Below are 17,978 nucleotides of genomic sequence, written 5' to 3' on the forward strand. Positions count from 1 at the left end.
CCGCGCCCGGAAGATGACCAGCTTCCCCTATAAGTTAGTATTACTACGGATCACAAGCTTACAAAATCCTACGATTTATTTGTAAATTCATCCGGAAATGGGAGCTTTTTAGCAAATCAGGCAACTTTGCCATCAATTCGTAGTCTGGAAGGTGTTGTGCCCTTGTGTTTTCTGAGGGCATTGGTGAGAGCACTCTGAGAGGAGAATCCAGTCCGGTAACTGACTTCCGCCACCGACAGGGGGGTCATAGTCAACAACTGCACCGCCTGATCCAGGCGGGTCTGCAGAAGGAACTGGTGGGGCGTAACGCCAACCACCTCACGAAACATTTCATGAAAGCGGCTGACGCTGAGGCAGGCAACACCAGCAAGGTCGTTGACGGTAATCTTGCGTTGGATATTTTCCATGATATAGCGCCGTATGGTGTCCGGGCTTATGGCGTGACGATTCTGGCGAACTTCCCGGCCTTCACTCAGGCGCTCAGCCATGCAGTGCAGAATGCTGGCACCCATATGATGCTTCATGCCCTCGTTATCCGGCGAGCGATCAAACTCTCCGGCGACAAACTGCACCAGTCCCTGCAACTTGCTATCCAGCACCAACGTACGCGGCTTCTCGAATAACGGGGCCAGCGTCTCGTATTCGCTATGAGCCGGGCTGTTGAGAGCGGGCATATAGGGATCAAGATTGATCACCAGAACGTGATTCTGAAGGTCGCCACAATAATCGTGCCTGGCTTCGGTGGGCACCAGGCATGCACGCCAGGTATCCAGGTGGGAACCGGTTCCGTCTACGCTGAGATCAGCCTCTCCGCGAACCCCCACAACAATCTGGTGATGTTCGTGGCGGTGGTGATGAGAAGCCGTTGGAAGCTTGAGCAAGCGTGCGTTCAACATACCCGCGACCCGGAGATTGACTGAGAATGTTACTCAATTAAAGCAGAACATCGCGCAACATGCACGATCAGGACCGATGCACCAAGCTTTCGATCAGACTGGTAACATCTTCGCTGACTGCCTCCAGGGGCTGTGCCGCATCCACTATGTGATATCGGCCAGGGTCTGCTGCCGCCCGTTCGAGGTAGGTCCGGCGAATGCGTTCAAAGAAGGCGACGGCTTCCTGCTCAAACCGGTCCAGCTCGCCCCGGTGACGGGCGCGAATCATGCCGGTTTCAACCGGCGCATCCAGCAGAATAACCTGATCAGGGCGAAAGCTTCCCTGCACCAGACTTTCCAGTTGGGCAATCTGCTCTCCGGGCACGCCCCGCCCTCCTCCCTGATAGGCAAAGGTGGCGTCGGTGAAGCGGTCACACAGCACCCAACGCCCTGACTCCAGTTCCGGAAGTATGCGGGTATAGAGGTGCTGGGCGCGCGCAGCGAACATCAGCAGCAACTCGGTCATGTCATTGACCGGCTCGTCCCGGGGCGCCAGCAAGAGTTCGCGAATGGATTCAGCCATGGGCGTACCGCCGGGCTCCCGAGTCACGATAAAGTCGACACCGAGCATCTCCAGGGCAGTCGCTGCATTTGCCATCTGGGTGGATTTACCAACGCCCTCGGTCCCCTCAAAGGTAATGAAATGTCCGCGGATGGTCATTCGGCACCCCCGGAGTCGGGGTCAGTAACAGGTGCAGGCGAGGAGCGGTAGTCAGAGCGGCGGTTGAGCTGAAACTCCCGTACCGCCTTCTGATGCTCCTGCAACGTCCGGGAAAACTTGTGAGTGCCGTCACCACGAGCCACAAAATACAGCGCATCACCATCCGCCGGGTTGAGTGCCGCGTGAATCGCCTCCTTACCGGGCAATGCAATGGGTGTCGGTGGCAGCCCATCGATCCGATAAGTGTTGTAGTCAGTGCGGGTTTGCAAATCGCGGCGGGTGATCCGTCCCTGGTAGTTTTCCCCCATGCCATAGATCACGGTGGGGTCCGTCTGCAGCCTCATTCCTTGCTCCAGGCGGCGGACGAAAACACCGGCTACTTCTTCCCGCTCGTGAGCGGCGCCGGTTTCACGTTCAACGATGGATGCCATAATCAGTGCCTCGTAAGGAGACTTGTAAGGCAGGCTTTCAGCCCTGACCTCCCACTCAGACGCCAGCACATCCTCCATCCTCTCGAAAGCGCGGCGCAAAAGATCGAGGTCAGACTCATCACTGGTAAACAGGTAGGTATCCGGGAAGAACCGTCCCTCGGGATGATCACCCTCAGCCCCCATGGCTTCCATGATCTGATCGTCTGTCCACGCTGTGGTCACTTTCTCAAGGCGTTTACTGGCCTCCAGCGCGCGACGCATATCGCGGAATGTCCAGCCTTCAATGAACTGGACCTGCCAGTGTTTCGTGGCGCCGGCCACCATCATCGAGATCATGTCCAGAGTACTCATTCCGGCAGTGAATTCGTACTCGCCGGCTTTAAGGCGGGTCTGCTCTGGAAAGAGTCTGCCATGTATCTTCAGCCAGAGACTGTTCCCGGTAAGATCTTCCAACTCAAGCTTATGGGCAACCTGCCCATAACCAGTCCCGGACGGAACACTGAACAGTACCGGTTCATTCAGTGCTACCGGTTGCTCAAGGGTCTGGAGCCCCTGCCACACCCAGAGACTGCTGCCGGCAACTGCCAGAACAAAGAGGCAAAACAGACTGATTAACAACTTCTTGAACAAGCTATTTATTCCAAAGTTTTCAGAGGGTCAGAGATTGTCTCAAGCCCGCCACCCACTGGCAAATCAACACCACCCATTTTGCGGACAGGAACAATTCCCACAACGCTGTTAGTCAGATAAAGCCCCCGGAAATCGGGCGCCGAAACAATGGATGGTGGAATGAATTCCTCGACAACCTCATGTCCGGCTTCCCGAAGACAATCAATCAGATACTTTCTCATAACGCCGGCTACCGCGAGACTCCCGGCTGGCGGAGTAAGCCATTTTTCGCCGTGCCTGCAAAACAGGTTTGTACGAGTGCCCTCAACCATATTACCTGCAACATCCCGCATAACCAGCTCGAACTCCCTCCCTGTAAACTCACGGCTTGCCATCACCTGTTCCAGCCGGTTGAGCGTTTTGATGCCAGCCAATTGGGGGTTCACTGTCAGGGGAAATCGAGAAAAATCTGCCACAACTCCGCTGATGTCCGGGACTGGCGGCATGGTAGAGACGGACACTATCAGGTTGGGCTGGCAGCTCTCGGGCAACCGGTACCCCCGTCCACCGCTGCCGCGGGTCAAAATCAGCTTCAGTACCCAGTCAATGCCCTCGAAATCCGCCTCAAAATCGAGTCCGGCCTGCGTTATCGTCCTGTCCAGATCACTACGTTCGACCGGTATCTCCAGCCGAGCCGCATCTGTTACCAACCGGTCCAGATGCAACCCGCGCAATACCGCTTGCCGGCCGCGCATACGGATGGTTTCAAACAGGCCGTCGCCGTATGCCAACCCACGATCACCGGCGGGAACATTGCTGCTGTCGCGGATAACACTCAGCACGATCCTGCTCAGTCTTCGTAGCGCTGGAAAATCAGGGTACCGTTGGTACCACCAAATCCGAAGGAGTTTGACAGGGCGACCCGAATATCGGCCTTGCGGCTCTTACCCGCCACAAAGTCGAGATCACAGCCTTCGTCCGGTTCCTCCAGATTGATGGTGGGAGGCAAGACACCGTCGCGAATTGACAGCACCGAGAAAATGGCCTCAACGGCACCCGCAGCACCGAGCAGGTGCCCGGTCATCGACTTGGTACTGCTGACTGACAAGTTATAAGCGTGCTCCGCAAACACCGACTTTACCGCGGCTACCTCGGCCACATCACCTACCTGAGTCGAGGTACCATGGGCGTTGATATAGTCAACCGCCTCGGGATCAAGCCCTGCATCGCGAATCGCATTTTTCATTGAACGAGCAGCACCCTCTCCTCCTGCAGGCGGAGAAGTGATGTGAAAAGCGTCATCACTCATACCAAAACCGATGATTTCACCGTAGATGGTTGCCCCACGACGTTTTGCATGATCAAGATCCTCAAGCACGACTACGCCGGCACCATCGCTGAGCACAAAACCATCCCGGCCAGAATCCCAGGGCCGGCTTGCCTTTTCGGGCTCATCATTGCGGGTAGACAGCGCCCTTGCTGCCGAAAACGCAGCGATGGAACTGCGAGTGGTCGCCATTTCAGACCCACCTGCGAGCATGACATCTGCATCACCATAGGCGATGGTGCGGGCAGCATATCCAATATTGTGCGTGCCCGTGGTACAGGCCGTCACGATGGCAATGTTGGGGCCCTGGTAGCCAAAGCGGATGGCGACATTACCCGAAATCATGTTGATAATGGATGCAGGCACAAAGAATGGCGATACCTTCCTTGGGCCTGACTTCTCCATGGTAATCACGTTTTTTTCAATGTATTCGAGACCGCCGATGCCGGAACCAATGGCAACACCCACCCGCTCTCTGTCGAGGTCGGCATAGGCTTCAAGGCCACTGGCATCAACAGCCTGCTGGGCCGCAATGACGCCATAGTGAATAAACGGATCCAGCTTCCTGGCGTCTTTGGTGGAAAGGTAGGCGCCCATGTCCAGATTTTTGATACCGCCGCCAATCCGTGTGTTGTATCCCGTGGTATCGAACCGGTCGATCTCGGTTATGCCACTGCGCCCGGCCAGAATGCCCTGCCAGGACGAGTCAACATCGTTACCCAGCGGCGAGAGCATTCCCATACCTGTTATCACAACACGTCGTTTAGCCATATCCCTTTCACCTGAAGTCTTTTCAAGTACTGTTTCAGTATATCTCGACCAATAAAAAAGCCGCCCATTGCAGTATTACATGGACGGCTTCTTGCCTGGTGCAATAAACGTGCTGAGTATCAGGTGTGCGCGACGATGTAGTCGATCGCGTCCTGAACACTCGCCAGCTTTTCCGCTTCCTCGTCCGGAATCTCGGTCTCGAACTCTTCCTCAAGTGCCATGACCAGCTCAACGGTGTCCAGTGAGTCAGCGCCAAGGTCCTCTACAAAAGAAGATGAGTTTTGAACTTCGGACTCTTTAACGCCCAACTGTTCGCAAACGATCTTCTTAACGCGCTCTTCAACTGTACTCATAATGTCCTCACTTTTGTGTCAACCAAGCAACTAGAATGCTGCCAGTTTAGTTTAAACCATACCTGCAAACAAGCAGGGGTTCCATTCAAACATGTTGTGCAACAAGGGTTTGCGCACATGTCCCCGAAGGGACTATCCCATGTACATACCGCCATTAACGTGAATCGTTTCGCCTGTCACGTAACCGGCGGCCTCCGAGGCCAGGAAGGCAACCACTGCTGCCACTTCTTCCGGCTCACCCAGACGACCGGCAGGTATGACTTCCATCATAGCCTCGCGTTGCTTGTCGTCCAGTTTTCGGGTCATATCCGTGTCAATAAATCCAGGGGCAACACAGTTGGCTGTAATCCCACGGTTCGACATTTCTTTTGCCAGGCTGCGGGTGAAGCCCTCCACACCGGCCTTGGCAGCACAATAATTGGCCTGCCCGGGATTGCCCATTCCGGCAACCACAGAGCTGATGTTGATTACCCGTCCCCATCTGGCCTTCGCCATACCGCGCAAAACGGCCTTGCTGGTGCGATAGACACTCGACAGGTTGGTTTCAATCACGGACGACCAGTCGTCGTCCTTCAGGCGCATTAGCAGGTTATCACGGGTAATCCCCGCGTTGTTGACCAGGATAACCGGGGCACCGGCTTTTTCATTCACTTCTTTCAGCCCGGCGTCGATGCTCTCCGGGTCAGCAACGTTCATTACGATACCGAAACCCTTCGCACCCGCAGCCTTCAGATCGGCCGAAATGGTCTCAGCTCCAGCTTCGCTGGTTGCCGTTCCAATAACTGTTGCGCCCTGATCAGCCAGCGCCCTGGCGACGGCTTTACCAATACCACGCGTTGCACCGGTTACCAGTGCCGTTTTACCTTCAAGAGACATGCAATGCTCCTATCCTTTCTGTCCGAATGCCTCTGACGCCTTTGCCAGGGCATCCGGTTCTTCAATTCCATAGACCGACAGATCACGATCGATCCGCTTTGCCAGGCCAGCAAGCACCTTACCCGCGCCGCACTCTACCGCGATCCCGACATCGTTAGCCACCAATTCGCGGATTGTGTCTGCCCACAACACTGGGGAGTATAGCTGCTTGACCAGATTACTCTTGAGAGAATCACTGTCCCGGGCAATGGACGCCGTCACATTCTGAACCAAGGGAATGACAGCATCGTTAAAACTGACTTCATCAAGTGCTGCTGCCATCTCCTCTGAGGCGCCCTTCATCAACGCACAGTGCGACGGGACACTCACCGGCAGAGGCATTGCCTTGCGAGCACCACGAGCCTTGCAGGCCTCAATGGCACGCTCTACTGCAGCAGCAGAACCGGCAATAACGACCTGGCCGGGCGCATTGAAGTTCACGGCGGCAACCACATCACCATTGGCGGCCTCAGAGCAGGCCGCGATGACATCGTCATCTTCCAGGCCCAGGATGGCGGCCATCTTGCCTTCACCGGCTGGCACAGCCGTCTGCATGAGTTCACCACGCAGCCTCACCAGCTTGATGGCATCAAAGAAATTCAGGCTTTCGGCCGCCACCAGGGCGCTGTATTCACCAAGGCTGTGCCCGGCAAGAAAATCAGGCGCCTTACCGCCGGCCACAAACCATTGCCGCCACAGCGCAACGCTGGCGGTCAACAGAGCGGGCTGCGTCACCGTCGTCTGGTTCAGTTCTTCCGCAGGACCATGCTGGCACAGGTGCCATAGGTCATACCCCAGCAAATCGGAGGCTTCCAGGAAGGTTTTTTCTATGATCGGCCAGCTCTCGGCTGCTGTGGCCAGCATGCCTACAGACTGCGATCCTTGTCCGGGAAAAATAAAAGCTGATTTCATAGCGCGAATCTTACCGTTAATAATGGGTGACGGGAGATTAGCCAATAGTACAACCCCGGGGCCGGTACAGCCAATCTGGCAAATATGGGAAGAGACTTTAGTCTCAGAAGGCTTTCAGAAAGGTATGGTCAGAACATCAGGTCATCAAGACGCTCGTTGATGCGGCTGGGCACTTCCAGATCCACCTCACGCACGGCCTGCCGAATTGCCGCCAGCATGGCGCGTTCATTCGCGTTGCCGTGACTTTTAATGACCACGCCCTGAAGCCCGAGGAGGCTGGCACCATTGTGGCGCGAAGGGTCCATCAGTCTGAGCAGGCGTCCGATCATGGGCCGGGCCAGCAGACCAACGAACTTCCCGTAGAGCGTTTTGGTAAATGCCTGCTCCAGCAATTCGATCAGTAGCCCGGCAACACCCTCGCCGGTTTTCAGAGCGATATTGCCCACGAACCCGTCGCAGACCACCACGTCGGCTACATCTCTGAACAGATCGCTGCCCTCAATATATCCGATGTAATTGATGGTATCGCACTGGGCCAGCATGTGAGACGCGAGCCGCACTTGCTCATTGCCCTTGATCTCTTCTTCGCCGACGTTAAGCAACGCGACACGGGGTTCGGGCTGGCTGCAGATGGCCGATGCCATCAGGGACCCCATCAGCGCATACTGATAGAGATTTTCTGCCGTAGAGTCCACGTTCGCACCCAGGTCAAGCACGTGACAGCGGCCACGGAGAGATGGAATCAGCTTGGCGATTGCAGGCCGCTCTATCCCCGGGTACATACGGATAAGGGATCGCCCGAAAGCCATCAGAGCACCGGTATTACCGGCACTCACACAACCCTGGGCAACGCCATCACGAACCAGGCCAAGGGCAACCGCCATGGAGGAATTGCGTTTATGCCGAAGCGCATGGGAGGGCCGTTCGTTCATTCGAACCACATCAGCCGCTTCCACAATGCGGATTCGTGGGTGCCCCTCATGCAACAAAGCCTCAAGTTCGCTCCGGATTCCTACCAGAACAAGACTCAAGGCTTCGTTTTCTTTCACCGCATCCAGTGCAGCAGAGACCACCACGGCGGCTCCGCGATCACCACTCATGGCATCAATAGCGATGGTGACCGGCTTCACCGTCCCTCCATCTCGCATTGGCGGGTGGATGCCAGCGACGATTTACTCGTCGCTGGCCTCAATTACCTGCCGGCCACGATAGAAACCATCCGGCGACACGTGGTGACGACGATGCACTTCACCGGTGGTAACGTCAGTGGACAGAGCAGCGGCGCTCAAGGCGTCGTGCGAGCGGCGCATACCGCGCTTTGAGCGGGTTTTCCGGGATTTCTGTACAGCCATGATTATGCTCCTGACCTGATAAACGTGTGTTCATGAGATTCGCACCGATTTTCCAAGAAAACGGCACCTGGTTAATGTTTCTTTGTCTTCAGATCCGCCAGCACACTGAACGGGTTATCTTCAGACTTTTTCACCGGCTCGACGCCGGACGCATCCGGTTCGAAAGCTTCCAGTTCCTCCCTCGCGGGACACTCGTCACGCTCATGAAGCGGGAACGGAGGCAAAATCAGCAGCAGCTCGTCTTCCGTCATGGACCACAAATTCGCGCTGAAATCGTCCGTCAGAAACGGTTCAAGCTCTTTGGGCAACTGCTGCGCCTGTTCATCACTGGTTACCAGACCGAGCGTAAAGCTGGAAACGAGCGTTTTCTGCATGGGCCCCATACAACGCTGGCACTCCAGAATTACCGGTGCTTCCAGCTCACCTGTCACCATGCGCCTGCGCTCACTGTCCATCGAAAACGACAGCTCAACACGGCACACTGCACCGTCTTCATATCCGTAAACGGAATCACCAAAGCGAGACAATGCCTTCAGAGGAATTTCTCCCTCCAACACAATCTTTTGCTCTGCCAAACGATAAGGATCGACAGTTTTGGGCAGCTCGGCACTTGAGGCTTTCGACATAGGCGCGCAATTTTAGGGACCCGGCACGCTGCTGTCAAAGACTTCATGCGCATTTGGCCAGGGGTTATACTGAGGATAGGTGTATTCTACGATAATACCATTGCCATAAGGTCTGCCCGACCCCACTCATCCTGCTCGCCAAGGAAGCTCATGAACCTGCGCCCACTCCTGCTCGCCTCTTCGTCACCCTACCGGCGAAACCTGCTGACAAGGCTCGGGTTGCCCTTCGAGACGGCATCACCGGACATCGACGAATCACCCGCCGAAAATGAAACCGCAGAACACTTAGCAACACGACTCGCCCAAAAAAAGGCCGAAGCACTTGCGAAGGCCTGGCCCGACCACTGGATTATCGGCTCGGACCAGGTTGCCTGCCTACAGGATGGTACGTTGCTGAACAAACCCGGAAACCATGAGCAGGCCGTCCAGCAGCTTTTGCGGAGCAGTGGCCAGCGGGTTTCCTTCATGACCGGTCTGGCATTACTGAATTCTGGCTCAGGAGAACTACAAACACATTGTGAGCATTTCCATGCTCACTTCCGACAACTGAGTCCAGAGGAGATCGAGAATTATCTGCACCTCGAAACCCCCTACGACTGTGCTGGCAGCTTCAAAATGGAAGGCCTGGGTATCACACTGTTCAGTCGACTGGAAGGCAGAGATCCTAACAGCCTGGTGGGCCTGCCGCTGATCGCACTGAACGATATGCTGCGGAACTGGGGGCTGAACCCTCTGCTTCAGCCCCGGGCGCCATCAACGAAGCTCGAACCGTGACTCGGTGACGTAGCGGGCAATACCACTTCCCACTGACACACCAAGCTGATCCACAATATCCTGGAACGGGGATTTGCGACGACTGTAATCCACCAGGTCTTCCTGGCCGATAACCTGCCTGGCCACATGGGACGAGCTACCCAGGCCATCAATCAGACCCAGCTCCAGCGCCTGCTCACCACTCCATACCAGCCCTGAGAACAGGCGCTCATCATCGGCGAGACGATCGCCACGCCCTTTGCGCACGCTTTCAATGAACTGGCTATGAGTGGTTTCCAACACGCTTTCCCAGAACTGAACTTCTTCCTCTTCCTCAGGTGAAAACGGGTCGAGAAATGCTTTGTTCTCACCAGCGGTATAGAGACGGCGGTCGACGCCGATCTTTTCCATTACACCAGTAAATCCGAAGCCCCCGGCGACCACACCGATGGACCCAACCAGGCTGGCCTTGTCGGCATAGATTTCATCCGCGGCCGCGGCAATATAATAGGCGCCGGAGGCGCCGATATCTGAAATAACGGCATACAGTTTTTTGTCCGGGTATTCGCCCCGTAGACGGACAATTTCATCGTAAATGTATCCCGACTGCACAGGGCTACCACCCGGGCTGTTAATCCGCAAAATAATAGCCACCGAATTGTCAGCCTCAAATGCACCACGCAGGGCGCCGACAATATTGTCCGCACTGGCGAGCTCATCCGCAGCAATAGTGCCTTCCACTTCCACAAGCGCCGTGTGCTTGCCTTTGGAGGCGGATTCCAGGGCGTCACCAAAAGGGAACTGGATCATGAACAGTAGAGCAAAAAGATATCCGAAGGTCAGCAGCTTGAAAAAAATACCCCAGCGCCGGCTCTTCCTCTGTTCAGACTGGAGGGACATCACCAGCTTTTCAATCAGCTTCCAATCCCGCGCCGACTCCGGTGGTATTGCTGGTGACTTGCGGCTGCCAGACGGTTTAGCCGCCCCGCTCTCACCCCCATTCTCTGGCTTGCTTCCCCAGCCCGGATTCCTGTCTGACTCCCAATCGCTCATTGATGCATCCTGTTGCTGTTAACGTTCAGAGACCTAGTACGTCCCGCAGATCCTTCACAGAATCAACGATTGCGTGTGGAGAATAGTGCCCCAGCACATCCCGCTTGTGCACGCCCCACTCCACTCCAATGGAAGGCATGCCGATACGCTGCGCCATTTCGAGATCGTACCGGGTATCGCCGATCATTACCGCCTGGGACGGCTCAATACCGTAAAAGCGGATAATCTCGGCCAGCATGGCCGGATCGGGCTTGGAACGGGTTTCGTCGGCACAGCGGGTGATATCAAAGTGTGGCCCAAGACCGCTTGAAACCAGCGCACCCTCAAGACCACGGCGACTCTTGCCAGTTGCAACCGAGCAACCACGTCCGCCGCCGCGCAGATCGGCCACTACATCCGCCATTCCCTCGAAAACGTTTTGCGGAGTGGTGACTTTGGCGAAGAAATAGCGAGCATAACCCTCTCGGATTGTGTTCATTTCTTCACGGCTGATGCCGGGATACAGCTTTTCCAGCGCCTCAATCATGCCCAGACCAATAATGTCGCGATAGGCTTCGCGCTCCAATTCCGGGTAACCCAGCTCAGTGGCGGCCTGGTGCAGGCTGTCCGCGATGTGATCGACGGAATCCACCAAGGTTCCGTCCCAGTCAAAAATTACGACTTTTACGTCCATTCATACTACCCTGCTGAGGTCACACTGCATTCACTAAGCAGCGAGACCGGTTATTCGGAAACCTTCCGGCGGGCTGTCAACCTGGCTATGGTATCGCCAAACGCCTCGTCATAAGGCGCCTCAAGATGAACAGCCTCTCCGGTTGAAGGCAATGTGAAGTCCAGTGCCCGGGCATGCAGCATCAAACGATGACCACCAACGGAGCGGAAAGCCCGTAGACTCACATCATCCATATACTTGTCATCCCCGGCAATTGGATGACCCGCCCAGGCACTATGAACCCGAATCTGGTGCGTCCGCCCTGTTACCGGCGAGGCTTCCACCAGACTGTAGCCACTGAACGACTCAAGGCACCGGAAAAGTGTAAGAGACTCTTTGCCAGCGCTATCTACCCGCACCCGGCGCTCACCGGAGCTGAGCTCAAAACGCAACAACGGCTCATCGACCCGCTTAAGTGATCGCGGCCAGTCTCCGGCCACCAGGGCATGGTACCTTTTACGAATTCGCTTTTGGCGCAATTCATCCTGAAGGTATCGCAGTGCCGAGCGTTTTTTCGCCACCATCACCAGACCGGAGGTATCCCGGTCCAGGCGATGAACCAGTTCCAGGAACTTTGATTCGGGCCTTGCAGCCCGCAAAACCTCTATCAGGCCGAAATCCAGGCCGCTGCCACCGTGAACGGCAATGCCGGACGGCTTGTTCACCACCAGCATCTGGTCATTCTCGAAAACGACCGCATCCTGCATCACCCCCTGGACCCGGGAACCGGGCAGAACCTGATCCGGCTTTTCCTTACGGGTTACCGGTGGAATTCTCACTTCATCTCCGGTGTGGAGCCGGGTATCAGGCTTCACCCGACCCTTGTTCACCCGCACTTCACCCTTGCGGATGATGCGGTAAATGATGCTGCGCGGCACATCCCGGATTTGCGCCATCAGGTAATTGTCCACCCGCTGCCCGGCGTTATCTTCATCCACCACCACTTTTCGAACGCCCTGCTTGACCTCTGTGTTCCGGGTACCGGTCGCATCACTGACGCTCCGTTCATCCCGGTCTCGTCGGGGAGAAGAAAAAGGGCGTTTTCGCCTGGGAGATCTGGACATGATTACCTTACCGCCAAAAAGCCTGCGGGATTGAAGGGTATGACGAATACTGTTATATTCCGGCGTGCTTTACCGTTTGTCTACGGCCTGGCCAGTATGCCAGAAGCCGGAGCGGCAGAAGTATACCGACACTATTTGAGAGTTTGAACGCCGAGAGCCCAATCATTACCGGGTACGGCGCAAGAATCCTCCCGGGTTGAAACGGAAGAAGCCGAGAACGGCAACTGACCGGACTCCGGGAGAACATGAAACCGTACGGAAAACCGTCGGGCGACATCGCGAAGAATCTTTACCAGCACGCAGGGCCGGGCCGTCCAGCATACGAATACGACGTGAGACCCAGGTACCCGCGTGAACCTGAAAACGGATAACATGCGTCAACAGACATTAACCTTATACGACACATCTCTGCCTTCGGGCAGTTGCACTGTCGGCGGTGACTTCAGAGCCTCGGGAAGACTTCCCATCGGGCTATGATTCGTCTGGTCGCCGGTTTGCTCCTCATTCATGGAGCCCGCGGCACGCAAGTTCTGCTTTGCTGATGCCAATCCCCGGGGTTTTCTGTCCAAATCAAACGACAGGAACCACTTCTTTCCATGAAAAGAATGCTGATCAATGCAACTCATCCCGAAGAGTTGCGCGTAGCCCTGGTAGACGGCCAGCGTCTGTTCGATCTGGATATCGAATCCAGCTCCCGCGAGCAGAAGAAAGCCAACATCTATAAGGGCCGTATCACCCGCGTAGAGCCCAGCCTCGAAGCCGCCTTCGTGGACTTCGGCGCTGATCGTCACGGATTCCTCCCCCTCAAGGAAATCTCCAAGGAGTACTTCAAGAAATCACCAGGCCAGATAGAGGGCAAAATCAACATCAAGGATGTTGTGGCCGAGGGTCAGGAAGTGATCATTCAGGTCGACAAGGAAGAGCGTGGCAATAAGGGTGCAGCCCTTACCACCTTTGTATCGCTCGCCGGTCGCTATCTGGTGCTGATGCCTAACAACCCTCGCGCCGGTGGCATTTCCCGCCGCATCGAAGGTGACGAGCGGGCACAGCTGAAAGATGCCATGAGTGACGTTCAGGTGCCCAAGTCCATGGGCATCATCGTTCGCACCGCTGGCATCGGCCGCACCACGGAAGAGCTCCAATGGGATCTCGACTACCTGGTACAGTTCTGGGAAGCCATTACACAGGCCGCTGGCGAACGCAAGGCACCATTCCTGATTCATCAGGAAAGCAACGTAATCATCCGCGCCGTGCGTGACTACCTTCGCCAGGACATTGGTGAGGTATTGATTGACGCCAACACCGTCTATGAGGATGTGCTGAACTTTGTTCGCGCGGTGATGCCCTCATTCGAAAACAAGATCAAGCTGTACAAGGACGAAATCCCCCTGTTCAGCCGCTACCAGATCGAAGGCCAGATCGAGACCGCTTTCCAGCGGGAAGTGAAATTGCCCTCCGGCGGCTCAATCGTTATCGACCCCACAGAAGCTCTGGTTTCCATCGATATCAACTCCTCCCGCGCCACCAAGGGACATGACATCGAGGAAACTGCCTTTCAGACCAATCTGGAGGCGGCAGAAGAAATTGCCCGCCAGCTACGCCTGCGGGACATGGGCGGCCTGATTGTCATCGACTTCATTGACATGACCCCGGCCAAACATCAGCGGGAAGTTGAACAGAAAATGCGTGAAGCGCTGGAAATCGATCGCGCCCGGGTTCAGGTGGGCAAGATTTCCCGCTTTGGCCTGCTGGAAATGTCGCGTCAGCGTTTGCGGCCGTCACTCGGCGAAACCCGCAGTGAAGTTTGCCCGCGCTGCGAAGGCCAGGGCACCATCCGGGGTATTGAATCACTTGCCCTGAGTATCATGCGCCTGATTTTCGAGGAGTCTTCCAAGGAGAAGACGGGGCAGGTTCGCGCTGTTGTGCCGGTTGCTGTCGCCACCTTCCTGCTTAACGAAAAGCGCAAGCAATTGGCTGATATTGAAGCTCGACAGGAAGTGGAAGTTGTAGTCGTTCCGGCACCACATATGGAAACACCACACTTTGAAATTCTGCGTATGCGCGATGATGAAGCGGGTGTGGAGCAGGTATCCAGCTACCAGGTGGCCCAGGAATACCTTGAGAGAGAAGAAGAGATATTCGAGGCTCCCGCAGCCCAGCCTCCGGTGCGTGAGCAGGCTGCAGTGAAAGCAATACGCCCGGTTGCACCGGCCCCTGCGTCCAAGCCGATCCCGGACCAGACAGAAGAAGCGGCTTCCGCCGAACAGACTGAAGGTCTGTTCCGCAAACTCGGTCGGAAAATTGCCGACTTTTTCAGTGGTGAGGAAGTCATCGGTGAGCCACCGGCAAGTCGACAGCAAGCTGGTCGTCCCGGCAATGAGGAACGCCGCACCCAGGACCGCCAGGAACGCCGCAAGTCCAGGGTAGCACGGGATGATAACCGCTCAGGCAACCGCAGCGGGGCCGACCGTCGTCAGGCCAGCAATAATCGCAGCGATAGTGTTCGCAGCGACGACAACCGTAGCCGCAACCGTGGCGCCAATCGCACTCGTGGCGAAGACCAGGCTCGAGGCGGGCAAACCCAGCAGGCCAGCACCGAGAAATCAGGTGATAGCCGGCGGGACGGCAGCCGCAAGGACGGGCAGCCGCAGGGCCGTGGCCAGGGTCGCAACCGGCCTCAGGGCCGCGACCAGAAGGATACCCGCGACCAGAAGGATTCTCAGGAACTGAAGGAGCAACAGGACAGCCCTGCCCAAGCCGCGCCCGCTGCTGACAAACCCAGCTCCGATGAGAAGCGCCGTAAACCCAGGCGCAATCGCAATCGCGACGGCTCACCGGCGGAAACCCCGGCCTCTACACCGGCGGAACGCAAGACGGCCCGGAGCGAAAAACACCAGAAAGATACTCAGCCGGAAGACCAATCGGCTGAACAACCTGTAGTGAAGCCCAGTGTAGCGGCTGCCAATACGGTTGATGACAAGCCAGCGGAAAAACCGATTGAAAAACCGACAGAAAAGCCGGCAGACAACGAGAGCGTCAAAGTAGCCGCTGCTACAGCGACTCCGGATGCGCCTCAGCAACAGCCAGAGCTTGAAACCTCTGACACGGTGAAGGCTGATCAGGTGGAAACGCCTGCCGAACCACCAGTAACGGAACAGGCGGCCAGTGAAGACAAGCCAAAACGCCCTGCCCGTCCGCGCCGGTCTGCCGCCAGAAAACCAGCGGCCAAGAAGTCCGAAACAGCCACTGACACAAGCCCGGAGACTGACACAGGTCCGGAGGCGGTGGCCGAGCCATCACCAGACAACGCAGTTGAAGAGTCGACAGTGGAAACCGGTACACCAGAACCTGAAGTGAAGGCAAGCCCCGAGCCGCAAACCCAAGCCGGGACGGCAACCAGCTCTGATGATACTGCTGACGCTGCACCCAAGGCTCCGGAACCTGAAAAGATCGAGCCGCCCGCGGAGGAGGCTCCGAAACCCTCCACAGAACCGGACGCCGACCCGGCCAAACAGGAAGAAAACTCTGCCGAAACGACTCAGGAGCCAGTGACAGAACCAGAAAAGCCAACTCAGCAGGTCGATGTACCGGTAACTCCGGGCCGAGCCTACAATGATCCGAGGGAAGTCCGTAAACGTCAGCGGGCCGCCGAAGAGGCCAAAAAGGCCGGGAGTAACTGACGAATGCTATCAGATTCGGACATCGAGGCGCTGGAAGACATCCTGTTCGCCGAGCCCTGGGGCGACGAAGCCCTGGACTTCTTCGGATTGCACGGGGTTGTCTGCGCCAGCGTAGTAGGACCGGCATCACTCAGCACTGAAGATATCTTCCGGCTGGCTACGGGTGCCGATCAGGCACCTGGTGGCCAGGTTCCGGAGACCTTCCGGGAAGCCGTGGAAAAGCTTGCCAGAGACATGGCCCACTCTCTCGATATGGGCCAATCCCTTGAGTTGCCGGAACCCGAGGATGGCGACCCGATGAATGCACTGGAAAACTGGTGTGCGGGCTTTGTGGATACGTTCCTGGAGAATGAGGATGCCTGGCTGTCAGCAGGCGAGGAAGAAACGGCTGACCTGCTGGTGCCCATGCTGACACTATCTGGCCTTTTCGAGGATGAAGACTTCCAGAATGTACGCAACAGCCCGAAGCTTTCAAGGGATATGGTAGATGCGATTCCGGACTCGCTGACGGATCTGTTCCTGCTGTTCCACGCTCCGGATTAAACCGCTGCGGGAACTCCCACCGGTTGTCTGAAATGATGCCAGACAGGCTCAAGCCCGTCTGGCATTTTCATTATGGACCCCAGCTCACACCAGGGCGCTCCGGGAAAATGAAAATCGCTCCCCTGAGACGCCAACAGGTTTTCACGACGACACAGCTCCGCCAGGAAGCCGAGATCGCCACTGGATTGGCCGGATGTAGACACCTCAATCGCCCGACCACCGGCCTGACGAAAATCCTTGGTCAGTGCACGTAATTTTGTTGCGGTCAGCTTGTACTTTCTCGGATGCGCGAGAACTGCAATCCCGCCTGCACTGGTGATCCATTGCACGACTTCTTCCAGAGACGGCCAGAAGCCCTTCACATCACCCGCCTTACCAGCACCGAGGTATCGTTTGAACGCCTGCGCGGAGTCCTTGACCGCACCCTCTTCCACAAGCACCCTGGCAAAGTGTGGACGGCCCGGCACATCGCCGCCGGCCTTGAGTGTGGCCTTCTCCACCATGTTGTCAATTTTCAGCTTGGCGAGTTTCTCCGCAATCGTACGGGCACGGCGCCAGCGGTTATCATTCTGCCGTGCCAGAGCTTCGTTCAGATGGTGGTCAGAGGTATCAAAGTCCAGCCCGACAATGTGAATTGTCTGGCTTTTCCAGAGGCAGGAAAGTTCAGTACCCGCAACCAGGGAAATACCAACGGCCTGCGCCGCTGTCCTGGCATCGTCCAGCCCTGAAATGGTGTCGTGATCTGTCAGTGCAAGATGTGTCACACCTTTAGCGCTCGCCCTGTGAATCAGGTCGGTCGGCGGCAGAGCGCCGTCAGACGCTGTACTGTGGCAATGCAGATCAATGCAGAACTCAGCTTCTTGCGTTATAGTCACATCAATTCCGATTTCAGAGTTATTACAAGGGCCCCAGTGTACCAGCCAGGCACTGCCCCGTGTCACCATATATCCGGAGAGCGCCATGTATTACGCGATCATCAGTGAGGACGTTGAAGACAGCCTTAACCTGCGAACCTCGGCACGCCCGGCCCATATCGGGCGACTCAACGCATTGAAAGATGAGGGCCGGCTTCTGGTTGCAGGCCCCCACCCTGCCCTCGACACCCCGGAACCCGGCGACGCAGGTTTTACTGGCAGCCTGGTCATTGCCGAATTTGAATCCCTGGAGTCCGCGCAGGCCTGGGCTGACGCCGACCCCTACGTGGAAGCAGGCGTATACCAACGAGTCACTGTCAAGCCTTTCAAGGCGGTGCTGCCATGAGGTACACCCATGCCACGTATC

The 17,978-nt window shown here is 56.5% G+C and carries 19 protein-coding genes; 4 read left to right on the forward strand and 15 right to left on the reverse strand.

The genetic code is table 11. The features are described 5' to 3' along the window. Positions 1-116: 116 nt before the first annotated feature. From M8010_RS13155 to M8010_RS13205, 11 genes are all read right to left on the reverse strand, one after another. A complete protein-coding gene (locus M8010_RS13155; RefSeq protein WP_250091880.1) occupies positions 117-896 on the reverse strand; it encodes an AraC family transcriptional regulator in 780 nt (259 codons plus the stop codon). A gap of 67 nt (positions 897-963) precedes the next feature. Beyond that, positions 964-1,596, reverse strand: a complete 633-nt coding sequence (gene tmk / locus M8010_RS13160; RefSeq protein WP_250091883.1) for a dTMP kinase — start codon at positions 1,594-1,596, stop codon at positions 964-966. Further along, positions 1,593-2,657: an endolytic transglycosylase MltG gene (gene mltG / locus M8010_RS13165; protein WP_250091884.1), complete on the reverse strand. Its 1,065-nt coding sequence runs from the start codon at positions 2,655-2,657 to the stop codon at positions 1,593-1,595. The genes tmk and mltG overlap by 4 nt, the downstream gene beginning before the upstream one ends. Positions 2,658-2,662: 5 nt before the next feature. Further along, positions 2,663-3,478, reverse strand: a complete 816-nt coding sequence (gene pabC / locus M8010_RS13170) for an aminodeoxychorismate lyase (protein WP_250091886.1) — start codon at positions 3,476-3,478, stop codon at positions 2,663-2,665. Between the two features lie 8 nt (positions 3,479-3,486). Next, complete coding sequence (fabF, locus tag M8010_RS13175) at positions 3,487-4,734, reverse strand: beta-ketoacyl-ACP synthase II (protein ID WP_250091888.1); 1,248 nt, start codon at positions 4,732-4,734, stop codon at positions 3,487-3,489. A gap of 119 nt (positions 4,735-4,853) precedes the next feature. Continuing rightward, positions 4,854-5,087 carry an acyl carrier protein gene (gene acpP, locus M8010_RS13180; protein ID WP_012136033.1) on the reverse strand — a complete coding sequence of 78 codons (234 nt, stop codon included), beginning with the start codon at positions 5,085-5,087 and terminating at the stop codon, positions 4,854-4,856. A gap of 132 nt (positions 5,088-5,219) precedes the next feature. Continuing rightward, a complete protein-coding gene (fabG, locus tag M8010_RS13185; protein WP_250091890.1) occupies positions 5,220-5,963 on the reverse strand; it encodes a 3-oxoacyl-ACP reductase FabG in 744 nt (247 codons plus the stop codon). A gap of 9 nt (positions 5,964-5,972) precedes the next feature. Beyond that, positions 5,973-6,914 (reverse strand): ACP S-malonyltransferase, encoded by a 942-nt coding sequence (gene fabD, locus M8010_RS13190; protein ID WP_250091892.1) that lies wholly within the window; start codon positions 6,912-6,914, stop codon positions 5,973-5,975. A gap of 128 nt (positions 6,915-7,042) precedes the next feature. Next, a complete protein-coding gene (gene plsX / locus M8010_RS13195) occupies positions 7,043-8,044 on the reverse strand; it encodes a phosphate acyltransferase PlsX (protein WP_502846221.1) in 1,002 nt (333 codons plus the stop codon). Positions 8,045-8,086: 42 nt separating this feature from the next. Beyond that, positions 8,087-8,266 (reverse strand): 50S ribosomal protein L32, encoded by a 180-nt coding sequence (rpmF, locus tag M8010_RS13200; RefSeq protein WP_250091896.1) that lies wholly within the window; start codon positions 8,264-8,266, stop codon positions 8,087-8,089. A gap of 71 nt (positions 8,267-8,337) precedes the next feature. Next, on the reverse strand, positions 8,338-8,892 hold the full coding sequence (locus tag M8010_RS13205; RefSeq protein WP_250091897.1) for a YceD family protein: 555 nt from the start codon (positions 8,890-8,892) through the stop codon (positions 8,338-8,340). A gap of 150 nt (positions 8,893-9,042) precedes the next feature. On the opposite strand from M8010_RS13205, the gene M8010_RS13210 reads away from it, so the two are divergent. Then, positions 9,043-9,666, forward strand: a complete 624-nt coding sequence (locus M8010_RS13210; protein WP_284048115.1) for a Maf family protein — start codon at positions 9,043-9,045, stop codon at positions 9,664-9,666. Here the strand turns inward: M8010_RS13210 and M8010_RS13215 are convergent. Genes M8010_RS13215 through rluC form a run of 3 tightly spaced genes read right to left on the reverse strand, consistent with a single transcriptional unit; the run spans position 9,646 to position 12,474 of the window. Next, positions 9,646-10,698: a S49 family peptidase gene (locus tag M8010_RS13215; RefSeq protein ID WP_250091899.1), complete on the reverse strand. Its 1,053-nt coding sequence runs from the start codon at positions 10,696-10,698 to the stop codon at positions 9,646-9,648. The two genes, M8010_RS13210 and M8010_RS13215, sit on opposite strands and share 21 nt — an antisense overlap. Before the next feature lie 25 nt (positions 10,699-10,723). Further along, positions 10,724-11,371 carry an HAD family hydrolase gene (locus M8010_RS13220; protein WP_250091900.1) on the reverse strand — a complete coding sequence of 216 codons (648 nt, stop codon included), beginning with the start codon at positions 11,369-11,371 and terminating at the stop codon, positions 10,724-10,726. A gap of 50 nt (positions 11,372-11,421) precedes the next feature. Further along, positions 11,422-12,474, reverse strand: a complete 1,053-nt coding sequence (rluC, locus tag M8010_RS13225; RefSeq protein ID WP_250091901.1) for a 23S rRNA pseudouridine(955/2504/2580) synthase RluC — start codon at positions 12,472-12,474, stop codon at positions 11,422-11,424. Between the two features lie 596 nt (positions 12,475-13,070). Between rluC and rne the strand changes: the two genes are divergently transcribed. Both rne and M8010_RS13235 read left to right on the forward strand, forming a co-directional pair. Next, positions 13,071-16,154 (forward strand): ribonuclease E, encoded by a 3,084-nt coding sequence (gene rne, locus M8010_RS13230; protein ID WP_250091902.1) that lies wholly within the window; start codon positions 13,071-13,073, stop codon positions 16,152-16,154. Positions 16,155-16,157: 3 nt separating this feature from the next. Beyond that, on the forward strand, positions 16,158-16,697 hold the full coding sequence (locus M8010_RS13235; RefSeq protein WP_250091904.1) for a YecA/YgfB family protein: 540 nt from the start codon (positions 16,158-16,160) through the stop codon (positions 16,695-16,697). On the opposite strand, the gene M8010_RS13240 is transcribed toward M8010_RS13235, so the two are convergent. Continuing rightward, positions 16,694-17,572, reverse strand: coding sequence for a PHP domain-containing protein (locus tag M8010_RS13240; RefSeq protein WP_250091905.1), 879 nt, complete (start codon positions 17,570-17,572; stop codon positions 16,694-16,696). The two genes, M8010_RS13235 and M8010_RS13240, sit on opposite strands and share 4 nt — an antisense overlap. 85 nt (positions 17,573-17,657) lie before the next feature. Between M8010_RS13240 and M8010_RS13245 the strand changes: the two genes are divergently transcribed. Then, positions 17,658-17,957, forward strand: coding sequence for a YciI family protein (locus tag M8010_RS13245; protein WP_250091907.1), 300 nt, complete (start codon positions 17,658-17,660; stop codon positions 17,955-17,957). The last annotated feature ends 21 nt before the right edge of the window (positions 17,958-17,978 follow it).

Origin of the sequence: Marinobacter sp. ATCH36 (genome assembly GCF_023555055.1) — a bacterium.
Lineage (GTDB): Bacteria > Pseudomonadota > Gammaproteobacteria > Pseudomonadales > Oleiphilaceae > Marinobacter.

Excerpts from the sequence above, each read along its gene's own strand:
- M8010_RS13155 (WP_250091880.1), bottom strand. The coding sequence starts at position 896 with ATGTTGAACGCACGCTTGCTCAAGCTTCCAACGGCTTCTCATCACCAC.
- tmk (WP_250091883.1), bottom strand. The coding sequence starts at position 1,596 with ATGACCATCCGCGGACATTTCATTACCTTTGAGGGGACCGAGGGCGTT.
- fabF (WP_250091888.1), bottom strand. The coding sequence starts at position 4,734 with ATGGCTAAACGACGTGTTGTGATAACAGGTATGGGAATGCTCTCGCCG.
- acpP (WP_012136033.1), bottom strand. The coding sequence starts at position 5,087 with ATGAGTACAGTTGAAGAGCGCGTTAAGAAGATCGTTTGCGAACAGTTG.
- fabG (WP_250091890.1), bottom strand. The coding sequence starts at position 5,963 with ATGTCTCTTGAAGGTAAAACGGCACTGGTAACCGGTGCAACGCGTGGT.
- fabD (WP_250091892.1), bottom strand. The coding sequence starts at position 6,914 with ATGAAATCAGCTTTTATTTTTCCCGGACAAGGATCGCAGTCTGTAGGC.
- rpmF (WP_250091896.1), bottom strand. The coding sequence starts at position 8,266 with ATGGCTGTACAGAAATCCCGGAAAACCCGCTCAAAGCGCGGTATGCGC.
- M8010_RS13205 (WP_250091897.1), bottom strand. The coding sequence starts at position 8,892 with ATGTCGAAAGCCTCAAGTGCCGAGCTGCCCAAAACTGTCGATCCTTAT.
- M8010_RS13210 (WP_284048115.1), top strand. The coding sequence starts at position 9,043 with ATGAACCTGCGCCCACTCCTGCTCGCCTCTTCGTCACCCTACCGGCGA.
- M8010_RS13215 (WP_250091899.1), bottom strand. The coding sequence starts at position 10,698 with ATGAGCGATTGGGAGTCAGACAGGAATCCGGGCTGGGGAAGCAAGCCA.
- M8010_RS13220 (WP_250091900.1), bottom strand. The coding sequence starts at position 11,371 with ATGGACGTAAAAGTCGTAATTTTTGACTGGGACGGAACCTTGGTGGAT.
- rluC (WP_250091901.1), bottom strand. The coding sequence starts at position 12,474 with ATGTCCAGATCTCCCAGGCGAAAACGCCCTTTTTCTTCTCCCCGACGA.
- rne (WP_250091902.1), top strand. The coding sequence starts at position 13,071 with ATGAAAAGAATGCTGATCAATGCAACTCATCCCGAAGAGTTGCGCGTA.
- M8010_RS13235 (WP_250091904.1), top strand. The coding sequence starts at position 16,158 with ATGCTATCAGATTCGGACATCGAGGCGCTGGAAGACATCCTGTTCGCC.
- M8010_RS13245 (WP_250091907.1), top strand. The coding sequence starts at position 17,658 with ATGTATTACGCGATCATCAGTGAGGACGTTGAAGACAGCCTTAACCTG.